At 38.7% G+C, this 19,933-nt stretch carries 16 protein-coding genes; 7 read left to right on the forward strand and 9 right to left on the reverse strand.

Features of this window, described 5'->3' with window-relative positions; translation table 11 throughout:
* Positions 1–63: 63 nt before the first annotated feature.
* Complete coding sequence (locus GJV03_RS07430) at positions 64–645, reverse strand: DUF805 domain-containing protein (protein WP_154129780.1); 582 nt, start codon at positions 643–645, stop codon at positions 64–66.
* Between the two features lie 293 nt (positions 646–938).
* On the opposite strand from GJV03_RS07430, the gene acs reads away from it, so the two are divergent.
* Both acs and GJV03_RS07440 read left to right on the forward strand, forming a co-directional pair.
* Positions 939–2,882 carry an acetate--CoA ligase gene (acs, locus tag GJV03_RS07435; protein WP_154129781.1) on the forward strand — a complete coding sequence of 648 codons (1,944 nt, stop codon included), beginning with the start codon at positions 939–941 and terminating at the stop codon, positions 2,880–2,882.
* Positions 2,883–3,050: 168 nt separating this feature from the next.
* The gene (locus GJV03_RS07440) at positions 3,051–4,235 is read left to right on the forward strand and encodes an acyl-CoA dehydrogenase family protein (protein WP_154129782.1); all 1,185 of its coding nucleotides are present in this window, start codon (positions 3,051–3,053) and stop codon (positions 4,233–4,235) included.
* A gap of 214 nt (positions 4,236–4,449) precedes the next feature.
* Here GJV03_RS07440 and ampC read toward each other — a convergent pair whose 3' ends face one another.
* From ampC to msuE, 3 genes are all read right to left on the reverse strand, one after another.
* The gene (gene ampC, locus GJV03_RS07445) at positions 4,450–5,625 is read right to left on the reverse strand and encodes a class C beta-lactamase (RefSeq protein ID WP_154129783.1); all 1,176 of its coding nucleotides are present in this window, start codon (positions 5,623–5,625) and stop codon (positions 4,450–4,452) included.
* 288 nt (positions 5,626–5,913) lie between these two features.
* Positions 5,914–7,032, reverse strand: coding sequence for a dimethylsulfone monooxygenase SfnG (gene sfnG / locus GJV03_RS07450; protein WP_034614949.1), 1,119 nt, complete (start codon positions 7,030–7,032; stop codon positions 5,914–5,916).
* A 46-nt stretch (positions 7,033–7,078) separates the two neighbouring features.
* Entirely contained in the window at positions 7,079–7,816 is a 738-nt protein-coding gene (msuE, locus tag GJV03_RS07455) for an FMN reductase (protein ID WP_004723461.1), read from the reverse strand.
* Between the two features lie 378 nt (positions 7,817–8,194).
* Here msuE and GJV03_RS07460 point away from each other — a divergent pair, with 378 nt between their 5' ends.
* From GJV03_RS07460 to GJV03_RS07480, 5 genes are all read left to right on the forward strand, one after another.
* Positions 8,195–8,848, forward strand: a complete 654-nt coding sequence (locus tag GJV03_RS07460) for a response regulator transcription factor (RefSeq protein WP_004823671.1) — start codon at positions 8,195–8,197, stop codon at positions 8,846–8,848.
* Positions 8,849–9,082: 234 nt separating this feature from the next.
* Positions 9,083–10,303, forward strand: coding sequence for an MFS transporter (locus GJV03_RS07465; RefSeq protein ID WP_151956329.1), 1,221 nt, complete (start codon positions 9,083–9,085; stop codon positions 10,301–10,303).
* Between the two features lie 267 nt (positions 10,304–10,570).
* Complete coding sequence (locus tag GJV03_RS07470; protein WP_004723458.1) at positions 10,571–12,976, forward strand: YgiQ family radical SAM protein; 2,406 nt, start codon at positions 10,571–10,573, stop codon at positions 12,974–12,976.
* A gap of 117 nt (positions 12,977–13,093) precedes the next feature.
* The gene (locus GJV03_RS07475; RefSeq protein ID WP_154129784.1) at positions 13,094–14,323 is read left to right on the forward strand and encodes a hypothetical protein; all 1,230 of its coding nucleotides are present in this window, start codon (positions 13,094–13,096) and stop codon (positions 14,321–14,323) included.
* A gap of 415 nt (positions 14,324–14,738) precedes the next feature.
* On the forward strand, positions 14,739–15,263 hold the full coding sequence (locus GJV03_RS07480) for a DUF2726 domain-containing protein (protein ID WP_004723457.1): 525 nt from the start codon (positions 14,739–14,741) through the stop codon (positions 15,261–15,263).
* Between the two features lie 58 nt (positions 15,264–15,321).
* On the opposite strand, the gene GJV03_RS07485 is transcribed toward GJV03_RS07480, so the two are convergent.
* From GJV03_RS07485 to creB, 5 genes are all read right to left on the reverse strand, one after another.
* On the reverse strand, positions 15,322–15,678 hold the full coding sequence (locus GJV03_RS07485) for a RidA family protein (protein ID WP_056518324.1): 357 nt from the start codon (positions 15,676–15,678) through the stop codon (positions 15,322–15,324).
* A gap of 59 nt (positions 15,679–15,737) precedes the next feature.
* A complete protein-coding gene (locus tag GJV03_RS21715; protein ID WP_151802230.1) occupies positions 15,738–15,962 on the reverse strand; it encodes a hypothetical protein in 225 nt (74 codons plus the stop codon).
* Between the two features lie 69 nt (positions 15,963–16,031).
* On the reverse strand, positions 16,032–17,444 hold the full coding sequence (gene creD / locus GJV03_RS07495) for a cell envelope integrity protein CreD (protein WP_056518326.1): 1,413 nt from the start codon (positions 17,442–17,444) through the stop codon (positions 16,032–16,034).
* A gap of 113 nt (positions 17,445–17,557) precedes the next feature.
* Positions 17,558–19,021, reverse strand: coding sequence for a two-component system sensor histidine kinase CreC (gene creC, locus GJV03_RS07500; protein WP_056518328.1), 1,464 nt, complete (start codon positions 19,019–19,021; stop codon positions 17,558–17,560).
* Between the two features lie 3 nt (positions 19,022–19,024).
* Positions 19,025–19,744: a two-component system response regulator CreB gene (gene creB / locus GJV03_RS07505; protein ID WP_154129785.1), complete on the reverse strand. Its 720-nt coding sequence runs from the start codon at positions 19,742–19,744 to the stop codon at positions 19,025–19,027.
* Positions 19,745–19,933: the final 189 nt, after the last annotated feature.

Genomic DNA, 19,933 nt, shown 5'->3' on the forward strand with positions numbered 1-19,933 from the left:
AAAAATAATATTTGTGAATCAATATTCAACTCATGTTAAGGCATCATTAAGGATTAATTCTCCTTAAAAATATTTAGTCCCTTTTTCAATGATTGTTGTTGGATTTTCAATTTCTCCAGTCCCAATCATAAATGACACCACACTTATAGAGCTAACTAAGCTGATGATAAAGCCTATTAGCATCAGCCAAGCCATTAATTTTTCAATAAAAGTTGATGGGCGTGGGTGACCAAAACGATTGGCGCGATTACAACCACGTGCAAGGAGTAAATACAGCAGCATCAAGAATTGCACAATGGGAATCAGCAATAACAGAATAAACCAACCAGATTTATTACGATCATGCAGCCTGCGAATAATCACAACCATCATTCCATATAAATAAAGACAGCTGAGTGCGAGGTAAGTGAACTGTCCTAATCCTGAAATCGAATTTATCGCATGTTGGCTGAATTGCAGTGAATGTAAATTCACAATGCCAAAGACTAGACCGAGGACAAGCAATGCAATGGTAAAAATGAGATGCAAAAATCCAAACCAAGCAATATAACTCAAACGATTAAAGCGGCCTTGAGTAGAAAGGGGATGATCTACTGGTGATACTTGATGCTTTGAAAAAAAAGTCGACGATTCTTGTATTTGCATGGCGATCGCGTCCAGTTGAATGAGTTCGGTAAGGAAATGTTTTTTTCTGAAAAAAACCATATGCACTTCTGACTACAAATTATAAGATCAAAAAAACTCCATAGATATTGAAAATTCGAATATTTTGGCAAATGACTTAAGATTTTCCGATGGTTAAAGTGACCCCCGTGTCTACGACCAAAGCACAATTGTTAACCGAAATGCGCTATCGTAATACTGAACACATGCAGCAAATAAAATCAAGAACGTAGGCATACATCTCGTGATGAGGTGGCAAATCAAGGAAGCAGAATATGAATGAAGTCTATCCAGTTCCAGAACAATTTGTTAAAACAGCAAGGACTAATGAACAAGAATACTTTGAACGTTATCAACAGTCAGTCGAGCATCCAGATGAGTTTTGGGCAGAAGCTGCAAAGAAATTGGACTGGATTAAGCCATTTACTCAAGTAAAAAATACCAGCTACGACAAAGATAATTTTAAAATTGAATGGTTTGCAGATGGGCAACTGAATGTCAGTGCCAACTGTTTAGATCGTCATTTAAAAGAACACCCACTGAAACCTGCAATTATTTGGGAGGGGGATCATCCATCTCGCCATAAAATCATTTCTTTTGAAGAACTGCATGATGAAGTGTGTCGTTTTGCCAATGTCTTAAAGAAAAATGGAATCGGGAAAGGTGATCGAGTCATTTTGTATATGCCGATGATCCCTGAAGCGGCGATTGCCATGCTGGCATGTACCCGAATAGGGGCAGTGCATTGTGTGGTATTTGGTGGATTCTCTCCAGACTCATTGGCAAGTCGGATAGACGACAGTCAAGCTAAATTGGTGATTACCGCTGACCAAGGTATGCGTGGTGGTAAAACGATTCCTTTAAAAGAGAATGTAGATGCAGCATTGGCGCTGGATGGAACCACTTCCGTTGAAAAAATGATTGTGGTGCATCGAACAGGCCATCCAATAACAATGCAGGAGGGGCGTGACCTGTGGTATCACATGGAAATTATGACGGTCACAGATATCTGTCCGCCAGAACCGATGAATGCCGAAGATCCTTTATTTATTTTATATACGTCTGGATCAACAGGAAAGCCTAAAGGAGTGTTACATACTACGGGTGGTTATTTAACTTATGTCAATTCAACTTTCCGTGAAGTTTTTGATATTAAACAAGATGATGTGTTCTGGTGTACCGCAGATGTGGGTTGGATTACGGGGCATTCTTATGTGCTTTATGGACCATTATCCAATGGTACAACCACGGTCATGTCCGAAGGTATCCCACAATATCCAACATGGGCACGCACAGGGCATATTGTAGATAAGCATAACATTACCATTCTCTATACTGCACCAACAGCGATCCGCGCGATGATGCGTGAGGGCGATGCTTTTGTGCGTGAAAGTGACCGTAGCAGTTTGCGTCTATTGGGTACCGTTGGTGAGCCGATTAATCCAGAAGCATGGAATTGGTACTATACCGTTGTGGGTGAAAGCCGTTGTCCAATTGTGGATACATGGTGGCAAACTGAAACAGGCGGTATTTTAATTTCTCCACTGCCGGGTGCAACCCCACTTAAACCGGGTTCGGCCACTCGTCCATTGTTTGGCGTACAACCAGCATTGGTTGATGCTGAGGGTCAAGAACTTGAAGGTGAAGCAGAAGGCAATTTGATTATTAAGAATTCTTGGCCGGGGCAAATGCGGACCATTTGGGGCGATCCTGAGCGATTTATTGAAGCGTATTTCTCAACCTATCCAGGCAGTTATTTTACTGGTGATGGTGCGCGTCGTGATAAAGATGGTTATTACTGGATTACGGGTCGTGTAGATGATGTCTTGAATGTTTCGGGCCACCGTTTGGGCACTGCTGAAATTGAAAGTGCCTTGGTTGCGCATGCAAAAGTCGCTGAATCTGCAGTTGTTGGTATGCCACATGAGATTAAAGGGCAAGGCATAGCGGCCTATGTGACCTTGCAGGCGGGTGAAGCTGAAACTGAAGAATTACGTAAAGAATTGGTCAATTGGGTACGTAAAGTGCTGGGACCTGTGGCAACACCTGATGCAATTTATTGGGCACCTGCTTTGCCAAAAACCCGTTCTGGAAAAATCATGCGACGTATTTTAAGAAAAATTGCTGCCAATGAGTTAGATAGTTTAGGCGATACTTCTACTTTGGCTGATCCCGGTGTGGTAGATCAGTTGATTACAGAGGTTAATGCCAATTCTTAGTGATTGAAGTCTCTTGATTTTGCTAGCCAAAGGTTGAATACCGTTAGAGAAATTCTAGCGGTATTTTTTGTTATTGATTTTCAAACCACAGAATAAGTAATGCAGGCATTGAGATAAGGAAATCTTACTTGATTTGATAAGCTCAAGGCACTGGGAATAAGAGTAAATATGATGAATGCACCTCAACAGGCGTTAAACCTTTCTGCTTTAGCAACGGCAAAGCAATTGGCAGAACAATTTGCGCAGACTGCTGCTGAGCGTGATAAAGCAGGTGGTAATCCGAAGCTGGAACGGGATTTGATTCGGCAAAGTGGCTTATTGGGACTGTCTATTCCACAACAATATGGCGGGCAAGGAGCAAACTGGAAAACAATTTTCCAGACCATTCAAAGTATTGCACAAGTCGATAGTTCCTTAGCACATGTATATGGCTTTCATCATTTACTAATCGCCACTGTGCAGTTATTTGCTCAGCCTGAACAATATTCGTCATGGTTTGAACACACCGCCCGCAATAACTTGTTTTGGGGCAATACTTTAAACCCTTTAGATCAGCGCACGAAGGTACAACAACTCACTGAGAACGACTTTATTTTTCATGGTGATAAAAGCTTTTGCTCAGGATCAATAGATTCAGACATACTGCTTTGTTCGGGCTTTAATGATGCTGGAAAATTACTGATAGCTGTGATCCCAACACGTCGAGAAGGGGTCAGTTTTTTAGGCGATTGGAATAATATGGGGCAGCGCCAAACAGATAGCGGTACCAGTCATTTTGAACAGGTCAAAATTCACAAAGATGAGTTATTGTTAAATCCAGGACCATTAAGTACACCTTACTCCAGTTTACGACCTTTGATCGCGCAATTGATTTTTGTGCATCTGTTTTTAGGCGTTGCTGAAGGTGCCTTTGACCTTGCAAGACAAACAATACAAAGTCAGAAAGCATGGTCAACGTCTTTGGCTGAAAATGCGGTGAATGATCCATTTACCCAGAAGCATTTTGCTGAGTTTTATGTACAGCTTGAAAGTGTACGTTTACTTGCCGATAAAGCCATTGCAGCATTGCAAACGGCTTGGAATATTGGTGAGCAATTAACAGCAGAACAACGTGGTGAAGTCTCAATTGCTATTGCGACTGCAAAAATTGCTGCAACCAATAGCTCATTGTTTATAACACAGAATATTTTTCAAGTAATGGGTGCTAGAGCGACAACAGCCAAATTGAATTTAGATCGTTTTTGGCGAAATGTCCGTACTCAGACTTTGCATGATCCGATTGATTATAAGTATCAGGAAGTAGGGGAATGGGTATTGACTGGAAAAGTGCCTGATCCAAGTTTTTACGCTTGAACCTAAGCCGACCGATGACATTTTATAGACGTTCATTCCTAGCGCTTTAGCGTTGGTATTGCCATAGCTTAGATTGAAAAAAACTGTGTTGGATAAGGGGTAGCTGTTATACCCCTACCAACAGCGACAATTATATTGCCATGCAATAGATACAACATGAATGATCTAACAATGCACAAAGCTAAAGCCTAGCCCGATCTGATGTGTTTCAGCATCAAGGATTGGATTTTTGCTTTAAGCTATTGAGCACTTCATACGCTGCCTTAATTCGCTCAGCATTGGGAATTTTTTTATTCATTAACATCACCAAGCCAAAGTTCTCTTGTGGAATATAAATAACATAGGTCCCAAAACCATTGGTAGAGCCAGTTTTATGAAAGACTCTTGAACCAGTCTTCACGAGGGTTTTTTCAACAGGGTTAGATTGCATCACAACCCGATCAGAATTGCTTTCTAATAGTGTGTTTAATGTTGCTGGGTAGCTGAACGATTCCCAGCCAAGGGCTTGGGTCATATCACCCATTTTAAAGTAACCAGTATGTGTCGCTAGAATTGCAGGTTTAATCGCTGCTTTGGCTTGATCTGGATTTAAGTTTAAATTTAAAAAATTTAGCATGTCAGGTAGGCTAGATTTCACCCCATAGGCTTGCGCATCAAAAGCGCCAGCAGTGACCCGAAGCGGGTGATTATTTTGATCATAACCAAAGGCATAGTTGCCTTGTTGTGCTTTAGGAACTTGGACATAAGTATGTTGGAGTTCTAGCTTGGGGAAAATCACTTGTTCTAATAAAGCGCTAAAAGGCATGTTCATGGCTTTAGCGGTCGCTTCACCGAATAGCCCTATGCTTGGATTAGAATATTGTCGAAATTGACCAATCGGTTTTTTGACTTTCCAATCTTGAAAATATTTAAGTGTTTGTGCATCTGTTTTTATTTGATCAGGAAATTGCAATGGAAGATTACCACTGGTGTAGGTGGCCAATTCTAAGAGTGTGACTTGATTAATGTCTGAGTTTTTTAATGCGGGTATATATTTACCAGGATGGTCTTGAAGAGAAATTTTGCCTAAATTTTGTGCATAAGTACCTGCTGTTGCAGTAAATATCTTACTGACTGAGCCTAATTCAAAAAGGGTATTTTTATTTACGGCTTTCGCATTCGCAAGTGATTGTACGCCGTAGTATTTTTCATAACTTTTTCCGTTATACAAAACACCTATTGCCATACCGGGCACTGCATAAGTTTTCATTAATGGCTGAAATGCAGTATTCATCGCAGTTTCAACCTTTATAGACGTTGCAGGTATCTCGTTGGCATTTACATAAGTCGTCAAGCTCATACTACCGATGAGGACGCAAAATATCGTTTTTGTTTTATTTAAAACTACCATACCTACTTTTTCCATCTATGCTACAAAAAGGGCGTATTTTAAGGTTGAAAGAAATTTTTTCCAAGATTGCGGTTGTTGAGTATATGTATAGAACAAATACACTCAATAAAACAAAAGTTGGCTAATGTATGTAAGGATAATTGTACTGATTTATACGATTCTATTTTTTATAAATGCTTTTTATTTATTCTAAAAAAAATCCCTCAAGCCGAGTCAAGAGGGAAAGCTGCAAAGCTGTTTTAGTTATTTATTGTTGTTTTCACAGCACCATCGATGAAGAGATAGGCCTTAAGCTGATTTTGCAGTAATTTGATCTTTTTGCGCTTCTTCAATTTGACGAACCAAAGGCAAGACCTTTTCACCGAAATATTCAACTTCTTCGATGAAATGTAAAAAGCCAGATAACACCAGATCTACGCCTACATTTTTGAGTTCAACAATACGTTCAGCAATTTGTTGCGGTGTACCAATCAGATTGGTTTTAAAGCCATCATTATATTGCACCAAGTCTTCAAAGGTTGATTTTGCCCAGTTACCTTCACCTTCTTTAGATGCTGCGCCCGCTTCACGGGTTGCATCGCCAAAGGCATTGACTGCTTCAACATTGGCTTGGTCAATAATCTCTTGTAGAACAGCTTTTGCTTCTTCTTCAGTGTCACGAGCAATGATAAAAGCATTGACCCCAATTTTGACTGAGTGATTATTTAGCTTGGCTTTTTCACGAATATCATCGATTTGTTTCTTTAGTTCCTCAGGTGTATTGCCATTGGTAAAGTACCAATCTGAAACACGCGAAGCCATGTCACGTGCAGCACGTGAACTTCCACCTTGGAATACTTCAATATGGGGTTTTTGCAAAGGCTTTGGTTTTAAAGTGTAGTCTTTAAACTGATAATATTTACCATCAAAACTATAGTTATCTGTTGTCCAAATACCTTTTAACGTACGAATAAACTCTTCTGAGCGAACATAGCGTTCATCATGTTCAGGCCATGGCTCACCAATAGCATCAAACTCGCCACGGAACCAACCACTTACTACATTAATCGCAATACGCCCATTGGTCAGATAATCTATGGTCGCCAACTGTTTTGCGGCTAAAACAGGTTTCCATGGTCCCGGAAGAATTGCTGCAATTACTTTTAATTTTTCAGTCTTGGCTAAAAGTGCATGACTAAAACTCACAGATTCATGTTGATTTTCAGCGCCATACCCTGCGGTAAAACGAATTTGAGTGAGGGCATATTCAAAACCACTTTTTTCGGCAGCTTGTGCCAAACGGACATTGTAGTCATAGCTCCAGTCTGTACGTTGTTCAATATTACTGACCACTAAGCCGCCACTGACATTGGGAACCCAATAGGCAAATCGAATTGCTTGACCATTATTCGATGAAAACTGTGACATATCATAACCCTCAATTTTTTATGATTTATTCATAACAAGGTTGCGCTTAAGCAACCTGTGATTGTGGTGTTTTGGATTTTGCATGTAGACGAGACTCTGCCGCATCCAAGTCTGGTATCGCCGCGGAAGGAAGCACATCATCTTGCTCAATCTGTTTGTTGATGCCTAAATTTTGATTGGCTTGTTCTGTTTTGGCTTTCACCACTTCTGCTCGCTGACCTTTTGCAGGCGCCCATTCTAAAATTGGCAATGCCCGTGCGACGGCTAAAGTGATACGGTCTTGGATGTGTTCACTTTTAATGGTGTACTCAGGTGTGAAGTCACGATCTGTTGCATAGACACCAATAGGCAGCGTTTGCGCTTGAAAGAAGCTAAATAATGGACGTAACTGATGCTCTAGAACTAAAGCATGACGGTCACTACCACCCGATGCAGCAAGCAATACAGGAACATCGACTAGCGCTGTTTGTTCAACAAAATCAAAGAAATGTTTAAATAAACCAGTAAATGATGCACGATAAACAGGTGTTCCCACGATGAGCGCATCTGCTGCTTCTACGGCAGCTAAGTCATCTTGAACACGTTGTGGCAGTTGGTTGCGATAAATTGCGCCCCCTAACAAATGGCCTATTTCACTGAATTTAATAAAATGAACATGAATCGGTGTTGCCTGACCCAGCTCATCTAAAATCGCTTGCACTAAACTTTCGGTTTTTGAAGGGTTATTTAATCCCCCTGAAACAGCAACAATATTTAATGGTTTTTGTTGAGTATAAATAGACATGTTGGCAACCTAATAAATTGAATCTCGGAATGCCATTCATTAATCTATATTTGACGAAGCGCTGTAAAATAATGAAAAACAGATTGGTTATCTGTTTTTAAGATAAACCAGAAAGCCTTTGAATAATGCACGATTTCGTCTTTTAAGTATTTGAAGTTAAATAATATTCTTAAAACGAATAAGTAATTCATTTTTAACTGTTTATTTTATATTTAAAAGTGATATTTAAATCTTAATTTCGATAAATGACCTAAAGATTGTAGGGAATTTTAATTAAAGCCGACAAATTATTCAAAAATTCGTTAATATTTACGTATCCTAAATAGCAATAGTGCGGTTAGAATGAAATAACTGCGCTAGAGATCTCTCGCTTCGCTTATGAATATTTTAATCGTTGATGATCATCCACTGTTTCGCCATGCGTTAATTCAGGCGGTTCGTTATAGTTTGCCACAGGCTCAAATTAGTGAAACTGCGGCTGTTAATGAATTTTATGAGCGTTTGGAAAATGGTCCAGAACCAGATCTCGTCTTGTTGGATTTAAATCTGCCAGGCGCATCGGGTTTCTCTGCATTGGTACATGTTCGTGCACAGTATCCTGCACTTCCTATTATTGTGGTTTCTGCTCACGAAGATGCGTCCATTATTCAACGTGCAATTGCACATGGCGCAATGGGCTATATTCCTAAATCTGCGCATCCAAGCCATATTGGGGAAGCAATTCGCCAAGTGCTGGATGGTGATATTTGGTTACCGCCAAACTTACCCGCAGCGAATATGAATTTTGACCCGCGTGCCGCAGATGAAACAGCTTTAGCTGAACGTATTCAATCGTTAACACCACAACAGTTCCGTGTATTGATGATGGTTGCAGAAGGTTTATTGAATAAGCAAATTGCTTATGAACTTGATGTTTCGGAAGCGACCATTAAAGCGCATGTGACGGCAATTTTCCGTAAATTAGGTGTACAGAACCGTACTCAAGCGGTACTCGCAATCAATGCACTAAATATTGAAGAACGAAAAGTTTAAGATTCTTGCTGGTTAAATTTAACTTCAATATATTGAAAAATTACGAGAAGAGTGTATTAAAAATACACTCTTTTTTATTTTCTGATTTCTGCGTTTTCTCGTCTAATTTTATTCGAAATCAAACATTTAAAATCCATAACTGACTTGAATCATCAGGGTATTGTCTGCAATAAAACTTTAGCTTTTATCAAGAGTTAAAAATAGGCGTATACTGAACGGACATGAGGAATAATTATGTCTGAAGCACCTGAATCTACAGCTTATATTGAGTATGGCACTCGGCCTTTTATCGCAATTTTACTTTCATTGTTTTTAGCTGGCTTTGCTGTATTTTCATCGTTGTACTGTGTTCAGCCGATGATGCCGTTTTTGGCAAGTTTTTTTCATGTTACGCCAACCCATAGCAGTTTCCCGCTTTCATTTTCCACCATTGCCTTAGCCTTAGGGCTTCTTTTTGCAGGACTGATTTCAGATCGTTATGGTCGTAAGCAGATCATGGCCATTTCTTTATTTTCCACCGCAAGCTTATTATTGCTAAGTTCGTTTTTACCGTATTGGGAAATATTCCTTGCAACACGTATGATGATTGGCTTGGCTGTTAGTGGTGTTGCTTCTGTAGCAATGACCTATATCGGTGAAGAAATTGCACAAAAAGATGTTGGCTTTGCCATGGGGCTGTATATTTCAGGGACAGCAATAGGGGGAATGGGCGGGCGTTTGATTGCAGGGGTATTGCTGGATTATATCTCTTGGCAAACTGCGACGATGATTATTGGTCTACTTAATTTATTGATCGCGATTACATTTTACATAGCCTTACCTGCCTCTAAACACTTTAAATCTTATCCCATTCAATTCACACGTTTTATCGAATCCTTTAAAAAAAATCTTTCTGACCCAAAGCTGAGACTATTGTTTGTCGAAGGTTTTATTCTGATGGGATGCTTTGTGACCGTGTTTAATTACATGAGTTATCATCTGTTAGAAAAACCTTTTGAATTGTCACAAACATGGATTGGTTTAATCTCGATAGCCTATTTATCTGGCATTTATAGTTCGCCTCGTGCAGCCAGTTGGAGTCGTCAATTTGGACGAGGTAAAGTGCTGATTGTGATGTTCTCAAGCATGATTCTGGGGTTATGGATGATGCTGATTCCATCATTATGGGGGATTTTGATTGGCCTATTGATTTTTACTTTCTCATTTTTTGCCGCCCATTCCACATCAAGCAGTTGGGTATCAGTACAATCCTTACAATATCGTGCAGTCGGCTCTTCGCTTTATCTATTTTGTTATTATCTTGGTTCAAGTTTCTTGGGCAGCAGTAGTGGTTTAGTCTGGGAAAAATATGGATGGTTTGGCCTAACGGTTACGATGACTTGTGTACTTTGTATCGGGCTATTGGTGGCTTTAAAATTAAATCAAACACAGCATAAAGATCAGGTAAAAGTATGAGCAGCTGCATCTACATAGCGTTAAATAAGCTTTTCTATTCAATTTCTCTGCGCTTTTAAACAATGCATCCTGATGGGTAAATTTTCCTTTTATAACGGATGACGAATACATTTAACATCTTAAAAAGCTATCAATAACAGACTAAATAGAAGATCAAGAAGAAATGTTTACTTTTTAATCAAACAACATGAGTAAAATTCATGGTAAAATGATCAACTTTCATTTTAGATCTCTCCCGATCGCCAACTGCCAATCGAGAAACTCATCATGTCGACCGCTTATACTGCTCAGACAGCGCCTACTGCGTTGTTTGATTATGACAAATATTGGGCATCGTGCTTTGAACCAGCACCATTTTTGCCAATGTCACGTGAGGAGATGGATCAACTCGGTTGGGATAGTTGTGACTTTATCCTAGTATGTGGTGACGCTTATATCGATCATCCATCGTTCTGTTCAGGAATTATTGGCCGAACGCTTGAAGCACAGGGTTTCCGTGTAGGGATTATTGCACAACCAGATTGGACTTCTGCTGAAGCATTTAAAGTGCTAGGTAAACCGAATATTGCATGGGGTGTGACCGCGGGTAATATGGATTCTATGATCAACCGCTATACGGCTGACCGTAAAATCCGTTCTGATGATGCATATTCACCAGATAATCTACCCAATAAACGTCCTGACCGTGCAGCAACTGTATATTGTCAGCGTTGCCGTGAAGCATTTCCTGATGTACCCGTATTATTGGGCGGTATCGAAGCATCATTACGCCGTATTGCACATTATGATTACTGGTCAGACAAAGTTCGTCGTTCAGTGCTGATGGATTCAAAAGCGGATTTATTGATGTATGGCAATGGTGAACGGTCTGTTGTTGAAGTCATGCATCGTCTTGCCAAAGGCGAAAAAATTCATGAAATCACCGATGTTCGTGGTACTGCATTCATCGTCAATAAAATTAATCGTGTTTCTAAAGCCAAGTTTGTTGAAATTGCATCGAATGATGTTGATGCGATTGGTCGTGTTGACCCAATCATCAATCCATATGTAATGACTGAAGATTTAGATGGTTGTGAAATTGAACAAGGCAAAGGAAATTCTTTAACCCAATATCAAAATTTCCAAAAAGAATTGGTGGCAAATCCTGTTGTTCGTGAAGGTGATCAACTGGATGAGAATACCCAGATTGTACGTTTACTGCCAACATCCAAAGCGATTAAACATAAATTACCGCCGCGTGAATTGGCTGTGATTCGTTTGCCTGCTTTTGAAGAAGTGGCAACGGATCCTGTACTTTATGCACATACCAACCGCATCTTGCATCTTGAAACCAATCCGGGGAATGCTCGTGCATTGGTACAAAAGCATGGTGAACGTGATGTATGGTTAAATGCACCACCGATTCCATTGACCACCGAAGAAATGGATTATGTGTTTGACTTGCCTTATGCGCGTCTACCACATCCAGCTTATGGTGAAGCGCGTTTCCCTGCATTTGATATGATCAAATTCTCTGTAAATATCATGCGTGGTTGTTTTGGTGGTTGTACATTCTGTTCGATTACCGAACATGAAGGTCGTATTATTCAAAACCGTTCAGAAGAATCAATTTTACGTGAAGTAGAAAAAATTCGTGATACAGCCCCAGGTTTTACAGGCATCATTTCAGATTTAGGTGGTCCAACTGCAAACATGTATCGCTTGCAGTGTAAAGATCCTGAGATTGAAAAGAACTGTCGTAAACCTTCTTGTGTGTATCCAGGTGTATGTCAAAATTTACATACCGACCATGCACCACTTACTCAACTTTATCGCAAAGCACGTTCGCTTAAAGGCATCAAAAAGATTCTGATTGGTTCAGGCTTACGTTATGACCTTGCGGTATTGAACCCTGAATATGTCAAAGAACTGGTTCAACACCATGTTGGCGGTTATTTAAAAATTGCACCAGAACATACCGAGAAAGGTCCATTGTCGAAGATGATGAAACCGGGAATCGGGACCTATGATCGCTTTAAACAGATGTTTGATCGTTTTAGTAAGGAAGCGGGTAAAGAACAGTATTTAATCCCGTACTTTATCGCTGCGCATCCGGGAACGACTGATTATGACATGATGAATCTTGCGATCTGGCTTAAGAAAAATGGCTTCCGTGCCGATCAGGTGCAAACCTTTTATCCATCACCAATGGCGACCGCGACCACGATGTATCACACGGGGAAAAACCCGTTGGCCAAAGTGGCTCGTTATACCGAAAGTGTGGATATTGTAAAAGGTGAAAAGCGTCGTCGTTTACACAAAGCCTTCTTGCGTTACCATGATCCAAACAACTGGCCATTACTACGTGATGCATTACGTGAAATGGGCCGGGTAGATTTGATTGGTAACTCTAAGCACCATCTGATTCCAACATATCAACCGCAAGGAACAGAAGGGCAATACCAATCTGCGCGTAAGAAAAACTCGACTGTAGACGGTGATTCGCAAAAGCGTACTGGGGATAGCCGTAATTCACAGGCGAAAACGCAATCGCGTCCTTCCAATACCAAAAAGCGTCCTGAACGTGGTCAAATATTGACACAACATACAGGTTTACCGCCGCGCGAAACAGGTGATAAAAAACCATTTTCTGGAAATGGCAAAGCAAAGTCTAAGCCAAAAAGCAGAGCTTAGTTGCTGTTTGATGTGGTAAGAAAGGATGCGTAAGTATCCTTTTTTATTGATTTAAATTTAGACAAAAGATATAGTGAAGATTCCTTTCAAGGACGTTTATGTCCTTAACTTTTAAAAATGAATGAAAATAAAGCAGATAAAAGAGTCACAGATGCTGAATATGTGATTAGGCTTAAAGCATATGAGGCAGAAATTCAACAAAGGATTACTGAATGGAAATTTAGTCAAACAGATATAGATGCTTTAAATTCAGTAAATCATGAAAAACTTATAACGAAAGAGTTGAATAAAAATGAAGTTTTTCATTGGCTAATAAAAAGTAATATTATCTGGGTACATGAGTTACAAGAGTATTTACATAATCAAAAATTTGATCTTAAGGAGCCATTTTGGGTTGCGGCACATAATAGATTAGGTAGTTCTCATGTTTCTATTTTTAATAAATATATAGATGTTATTGATATAGGAGGGAATACAGCAGCTCATGATTGGAAGTGGTATGATTACAATGATTATTATAATCCTGATTTTAAAATTTATAATGATGTTTGTATTAAAGCTGATGGTTTGAAAAAGATTGAGCTTTGGAGCTACCCTGAAGAACAATTTCCACCTGTATATAATCACGATACAGTCTATGATAAAAACATGAATTTGGTATACATCACTGGCGGTCTTGGTTTAGGAGAGCGGCAGAGAAAAAATATCACTGAAATTTATCAGCTTAACTTAGAAACTAAAGATATTGAACATGTAGACACTTTGGGTGAATCTCCACCCTGCTTGCATAATCATCATACAAAAATGTGGAATTATGATCTAATTGAAATGAGAGATGGAAATATTCTCAAAAATGGTAAAGCGATTAAAAACTTATATGTGTGGTATTTTAATCTAAAAACAAAGACATGGTTAAAACAAAAACAGGAAATATACCAGCATTGGTTAATTACATCATCTGATAGTGATGAATTATTTTTAGATATTTCTAAAGAAATTTTAAAAATGGAAGATGAAATTTTTTATTCGTCTGAATTTATTGAAGAGCATAAGCAAGATATTTTCAAATATTATGGGTATGTACCTGATTATCAAACATATCTAAATTTATATCGTCCAGTAAAAGAAATGTATTTTTCTCAAGTTACTGGTTATATGGACCGATATCCTTCTTGTGCTTGTATCTTGAATGGTCAGGTCTATCATTGTTTTGAAGGTTATAATCGAATTGAAGTTGCTTTTCAGAGCTCTGCTTCAAATGAATTTCAAAAATTAATCATTGATGACTTAAAATCAAAATTAAAACAGCTTTCAGGTCATGAAATAATTGCTGAAAAAGTTGCTTAATAAAATGCAAGGATGCCTAAGCATCCTTTCTTAAATCAGCAATTGAATAATAAAAATACCTAACTGTGGATAAGTCTCTGTAAACTGTTGAAAACTTTAGTGTACTAAAAACACACAATTCGCGAATATCCTTGTCCTACAATAGTACGCAAGATTCATTAAATTCAGTTGTATTCGCATTCAATACGCGATATATATGAGGTGTAATTAAATTCATTTGGTTGAAATACCAAGTGAATAAAACAAATAATAGTTCAATAAATAAGTTAAAAATGTGATTTATTTGATTATTTTGAAAAAGCAAATATGAGAATGCGTCTGGCATATTACAAAATTGAACTGATTAAAAATAGTATCTTTGATACACAAGAACTGGTCGTAGACCAAATTATAATAAAGAATTAGGAAATGAAAAATGGACATGATAATCGTTGCGAGTTTGATATTACTTGCTGTCGTGATTGCCGCTGCTTATAAAGGATTGAAAAATAAGCAACAAGCAGATAGTGCTTTACGAAGAAGAGCAGTATTTAACTCACATGAACAAATTACGTTTACGCGTTTAAAAGAAATTTTACCTGAAGCCAATATCTTGGCTCATGTATCTTTTGATGCTTTATTAACAACAAAATATTTACATACACGTCGTAAGTATCAGCAAATGTTTGCAGACTTTGTTGTGCTGGACAAAGATTATAAAGTTTTAGCTGTGATTGCTTTAGATGATATCAATGCGATTAAGCGCTCGAATCAAAATACCTATGAAGATGCCTTGTTACAGTCGGCAGGATATCGTGTGATTCGTTATATGGGGATTCCAGAGTATCAGGATTTGCGAGAAGATTTTTTAACAGAATTTTCAGAAATGAGCCATTCGCAAATGTTGGAGGAACATGTACTGGGGAAGTTTGATCTGTACTCAAATCGCGCATATAGCTAAGCAAAAAATGCATGTTTAAACATGCATTTTTTAGTTCATTCAAAATTTAGTATTGAGCTTATTCTGGTTTGACCGCAACAACCGTCATTTCAACTAAAACATCAGGTCGATAAAGCTTTGCTTCTACACAAGTTCTCGGCAGAGCTTGCATATCTGAACACCATGCATCCCAGATTTCGTTCATTCCTGCATAATCATTTTCGATGTCTTTTAAAAAAATCATCACAGACATAATATGTTTTTTATCTGTGCCCGCATCTGCAAGAAAACGATCAATGATATCTAAGGTCTGTTGAGTTTGCCCTTTGATATCCAAACTTAAATCCGTAGCCAATTGACCCGCCAAGTGAACTAAATTTCCCGAAATTGCAATTTCAGAAAAGCGTTTTTCTACGTGCAAACGTTGTACAGTCATGATCATTCTCAAAGTTTGTTTATGTTTTAAATTTTACGTCATCATTTACAATCTGCAAATTAACTTTGTTGCTTGTTGGTGAATCTATCTATACGAATGAGAATTTTATACTTAAAAATAATCAAACAGTTATATTCTGGGCAAATAATGAAACTGCCTAAATTTAAAAATTGAATCTGCGCACCCCGCAACTGATTCAAACAAAATGCAATTGAACATTGCAGAGGACAAAGTTGTTGCAACTGCTTAAAGTGTTGTTGCTCCTGTAGTATGGAAATATTCATTGAAATACCTATTATTTAGAATTTATTTTTAAAACAGTGAATCGCTTTGAGCTATTCACTGTGCCGTTATCAAGCTTGAGGAGGCGTATAGGATTTAAGTTTTTGCTCAGGCTTATTGTTGATTTGATACCAGTCGATATGCCGTGTAATAAACATCACTACAGCAAGTAAAACAAATGAAATGATAGAGCCAATTAGGAAGGTTTTGCCTGAAGATTGCAATAGCATATACATCACGGCATAAAGTGAACTCAGGATGATACTGAATAGGCCAGCGGCTTTAAAACCTTTCATCACATAGTATAAGTACCAACTCATGAGCCCGACACAGGCAATTCCAGCAACGAAATAAGCCCATGCAAAGGCATAGTATTCACTGATTGAAAGTAGTAAAACAAAGAACACCACTTGAGCCATTGCCACCAAAGAATATTGAATGGGGTGAATCCGTAAGCTTTTAAGCACTTCGAAGAGAAAGAAACAAGCAAAGGTGATGATGATAATCACGATACCGTATTTAATCGCACGATCTGTTTGTGTATAAACATTGACTGATTCTAGGAATTCTGTTGATAAACCAATACTTTGACTAGGCTCTCCCATATAAGCCGGTTCTTGGCCAAAATAGCCATTACTAAACTGGCGAATACACTCATTGTTGTCGCAATCAATCAATTTACTGATGTTTTGATGACCTAGAGCAATATTTTTCCATTGTGCGGTGAATTGTTGCGGTGTACTGGTTTTTGCAAAAGGTAAGTTTTGTCCTGAATATTTGGTATCCGCCCAATTGCCTTTGGCCTGATAAGTGACACTACGACTGGTTGGGATCAGGGTGAATTTTCCCAGACCCGTAATATTGGCGGTTAAATCAAAAGTGAAACCATTTTGAATGGCATTGATTAATTCAGGATATTTTTTTGCAGAAACATACATAAAGTCAAAACCAGAACTGTTACTGCCTTGAGCACTCATTTCAAAGGCATAACTTTTATTGAGCATGTTTAAGTTCGGTTGGGTATCTAAGCCGCGAGGATCATGTACAGGGAAGATAATTTCAGCTCGTTCCCATTGGTAATCTTTCTTTTCAAGTGTTGGTTTTTGGAATACGCCTTTGGCCATGAGATTTGCGGTGTAGCTAATTGCTCGATAGATGGTGCGTTTATAAGTGTTGTCAGAAACATTAAAGTTGGATGACCATTGCGTGCTGTCAGCACTGATATATAGCCATTGTTCCTCAGTACACAAATAGGCCACCTTCTTTTCATCGAGGCAGTTTTTTTGCTCATTGTAGGGCACACGGATATACGGTGAAATCACGGTTTGAGGGCTAATATTGTTTTGTGCAATTTCTTTCAGAAATGCCCGTTGATAATCTTGTCGTTCTGAGACCAGACTGGTAATAAAGAGTAAGCCTATCCCAAATAAGGCAACTAAAATTGCGATTGCAATAATTTTGAATGTAATAAAGTTGGATCGCATCACTGTTTTCCTTCGCCGTTGTTTGTTGTCAGTGTTGAGTGTGCGAAACAGCAATGTGTATTGTTTGAGGCGTATCGGTTTTTTATATGAATTTTAAGTGAAGTTTGACCGTGCTAAGGCAATTGAATTTTTACCAATACACCCTTTTGGTGGGGTTGTAAGATGGTAATTTCATTTCCTTGAATATTGCCAATGTGAATCTGTCCATGGTGTTGTTCAATGACTTGTTTAACAATACTCAGTCCAATACCAGAACTGCGTTGCTGGCTAATCGGACGGGGCAAAGAAAAATAAGTATCAAACACTTGCGTGAGTGCATAATCTGGAATCCATTCGCCCTCATTAAAAACCTGTAATTCTATCTGCTGGTGTGTTTGACGATGAAGCCGAATCAGGATTTTTGCTGAATCTGTGGAAAAATCCAGCGCATTATCTAAAATATTGGCAAGGGTTTGTTGAATCCAAAATCGATCTGCACGAAGCATACAATTGGCTTCAATATCCAGTAAACACTGGATTTTTTTGGCTTGAATTTGACTGGCATGCTGGTCTAAAGTCTGTTGAATCAGTTCAGATAAATTGAAATCTTGCATTTCAATTTGATGTTTAGATTTTTCCAGACGGGTCAATAAGAGCATTCGATCAATCAGGCTACGTAAGCGCTGGCTTTGTTCATGAATATGCGTGGCAAATTGTTGTTGATCATTTAGTGGCAAATCTTCTTTGAGTAGTTCTGCACTGGCTTGAATTGCGGTAAGCGGACTTTTGAGTTCATGGGTCAGTGTATTGACATAGTGTTCCACATAAGCACGATCTTCGAGTTTTTCTCGCATATTTTCAACTGCTTGAGCAACTTGATTGAGTTCTTTTGCCGAACGAAAATAGGGGGTTTGATTGACAGGTGCAAGTGCCTGCGCGTATTTACGGACACGGTCAATACTGTGTTTTAGCCAATAGGCCACCAAACTGGCAAGAAACAGACTGAGTAATGTAATCCAAGCGGCTTGTCGGATCAGCTGATTTTCAGCGCGCTGAATATAAGGCTGTACTGAAATATTGGGCTTTCCAATACTGACAACGCCAATCAATTGCTGTTGTTGACCAACTTGATAATAGATTGGCGCTGCGATAAACATAGTGCTGCTATTGCTGTCCTTTTCATAACTGCGTGTAGAGCGAACGCCGTATTTTCCCTTTAAGGTCAGGTAAACATCATTCCATCGTGAGTAATCTTGTCCTGTAGCGATACCTTGTGAGTCATAAATGACGATACCTTTGTTGTCGGTAATATAGATTTGTTGATTGATCTCATTTTTATTATGTTTCCAGATCGTGGCATTGAGTTTTCGATTCAGCGCTTTTTGAATTTTTTCATCAAACTGAATGGTACTGACTTTATTTTCATAGACATCTTCAGCCACTAACATCGCGATAATATTGGCATTTTCCGCAAGAGTATCTTCTACGACCTGTCGTACATTGGGCTTTACTTGTTGATTGAAGGTATAAGACATAAACCATAAACCCAGCAAGATGATCAATCCAAAGAAGAACCAAATACGAATAAAAATGGACATGGTTTATCCTTGCCTTTTTAAACTATAGCCAAAGCCTCGGTGGGTTTCGATCGGGTCTTGCTCAGGAGAGATCTGCTTGAGTTTATTGCGAATACTTTTGATATGGGTATCGACTGTTCTTTCTAAACTATGCTCAGGGTGCTCCCATACATGATCCATCAATTGTTGACGGCTAAACACCTGTTCAGGGCGTTGAATCAATAATTTAAGTAAGCGATATTCATAGCGAGTCAGCTGCAGTATTGTGCCTAAGTAATGAATTTGCAAAGCCTCATCATTGCATTGCCAAACTTTAGCTGGCGTTGCAGAAAGCTGTGTGTTTTGCTGTGAGGTGTGCTGTAACTGATTTTGTATCTCCATTCTGCGCCAAATGGCTTTAATCCGAGACACAATTTCACGCGAACTAAATGGCTTGGTACAGTAGTCATCTGCGCCAATTTCTAAACCCACAATACGATCTATTTCATCATCTCTTGCGGTTAAAAATAGCAAGGGTGTGTGATTAAAGAGACGAATTTTTTTGCAGACATCAAAACCATTTAAATCAGGTAATCCAACATCTAAAATAATAAAATCAAAGGGTTTCTGTTGAATAAAATCAATGGCTTGCAGGCCTGAATTGGCCCAAGTCACTTGCCAGTCTTCTCGTTCAAGTGCGTAACGTAACGGCATAAGAATAGCAGCATCATCTTCTACACATAAAATCTGTTTTTTATTATTCATTGCATTTAAAAACTCATAATCTCAATAGGAGTGTACTCAAATTGAAATACTTAGGCGAATGAATTTTCAGTGAAGTTTAGATGAACTGTTTTATTGTTTGAAATTGGCTGAATACCTGTTGGGGTGGGCTTTACCCATGTGAATTTCTGAGCGCCCTGTAATCTTCGGATTTGATCGTCACGCCAATCA

Origin of the sequence: Acinetobacter sp. RIT698 (genome assembly GCF_009668065.1) — a bacterium.
GTDB lineage: Bacteria > Pseudomonadota > Gammaproteobacteria > Pseudomonadales > Moraxellaceae > Acinetobacter > Acinetobacter guillouiae.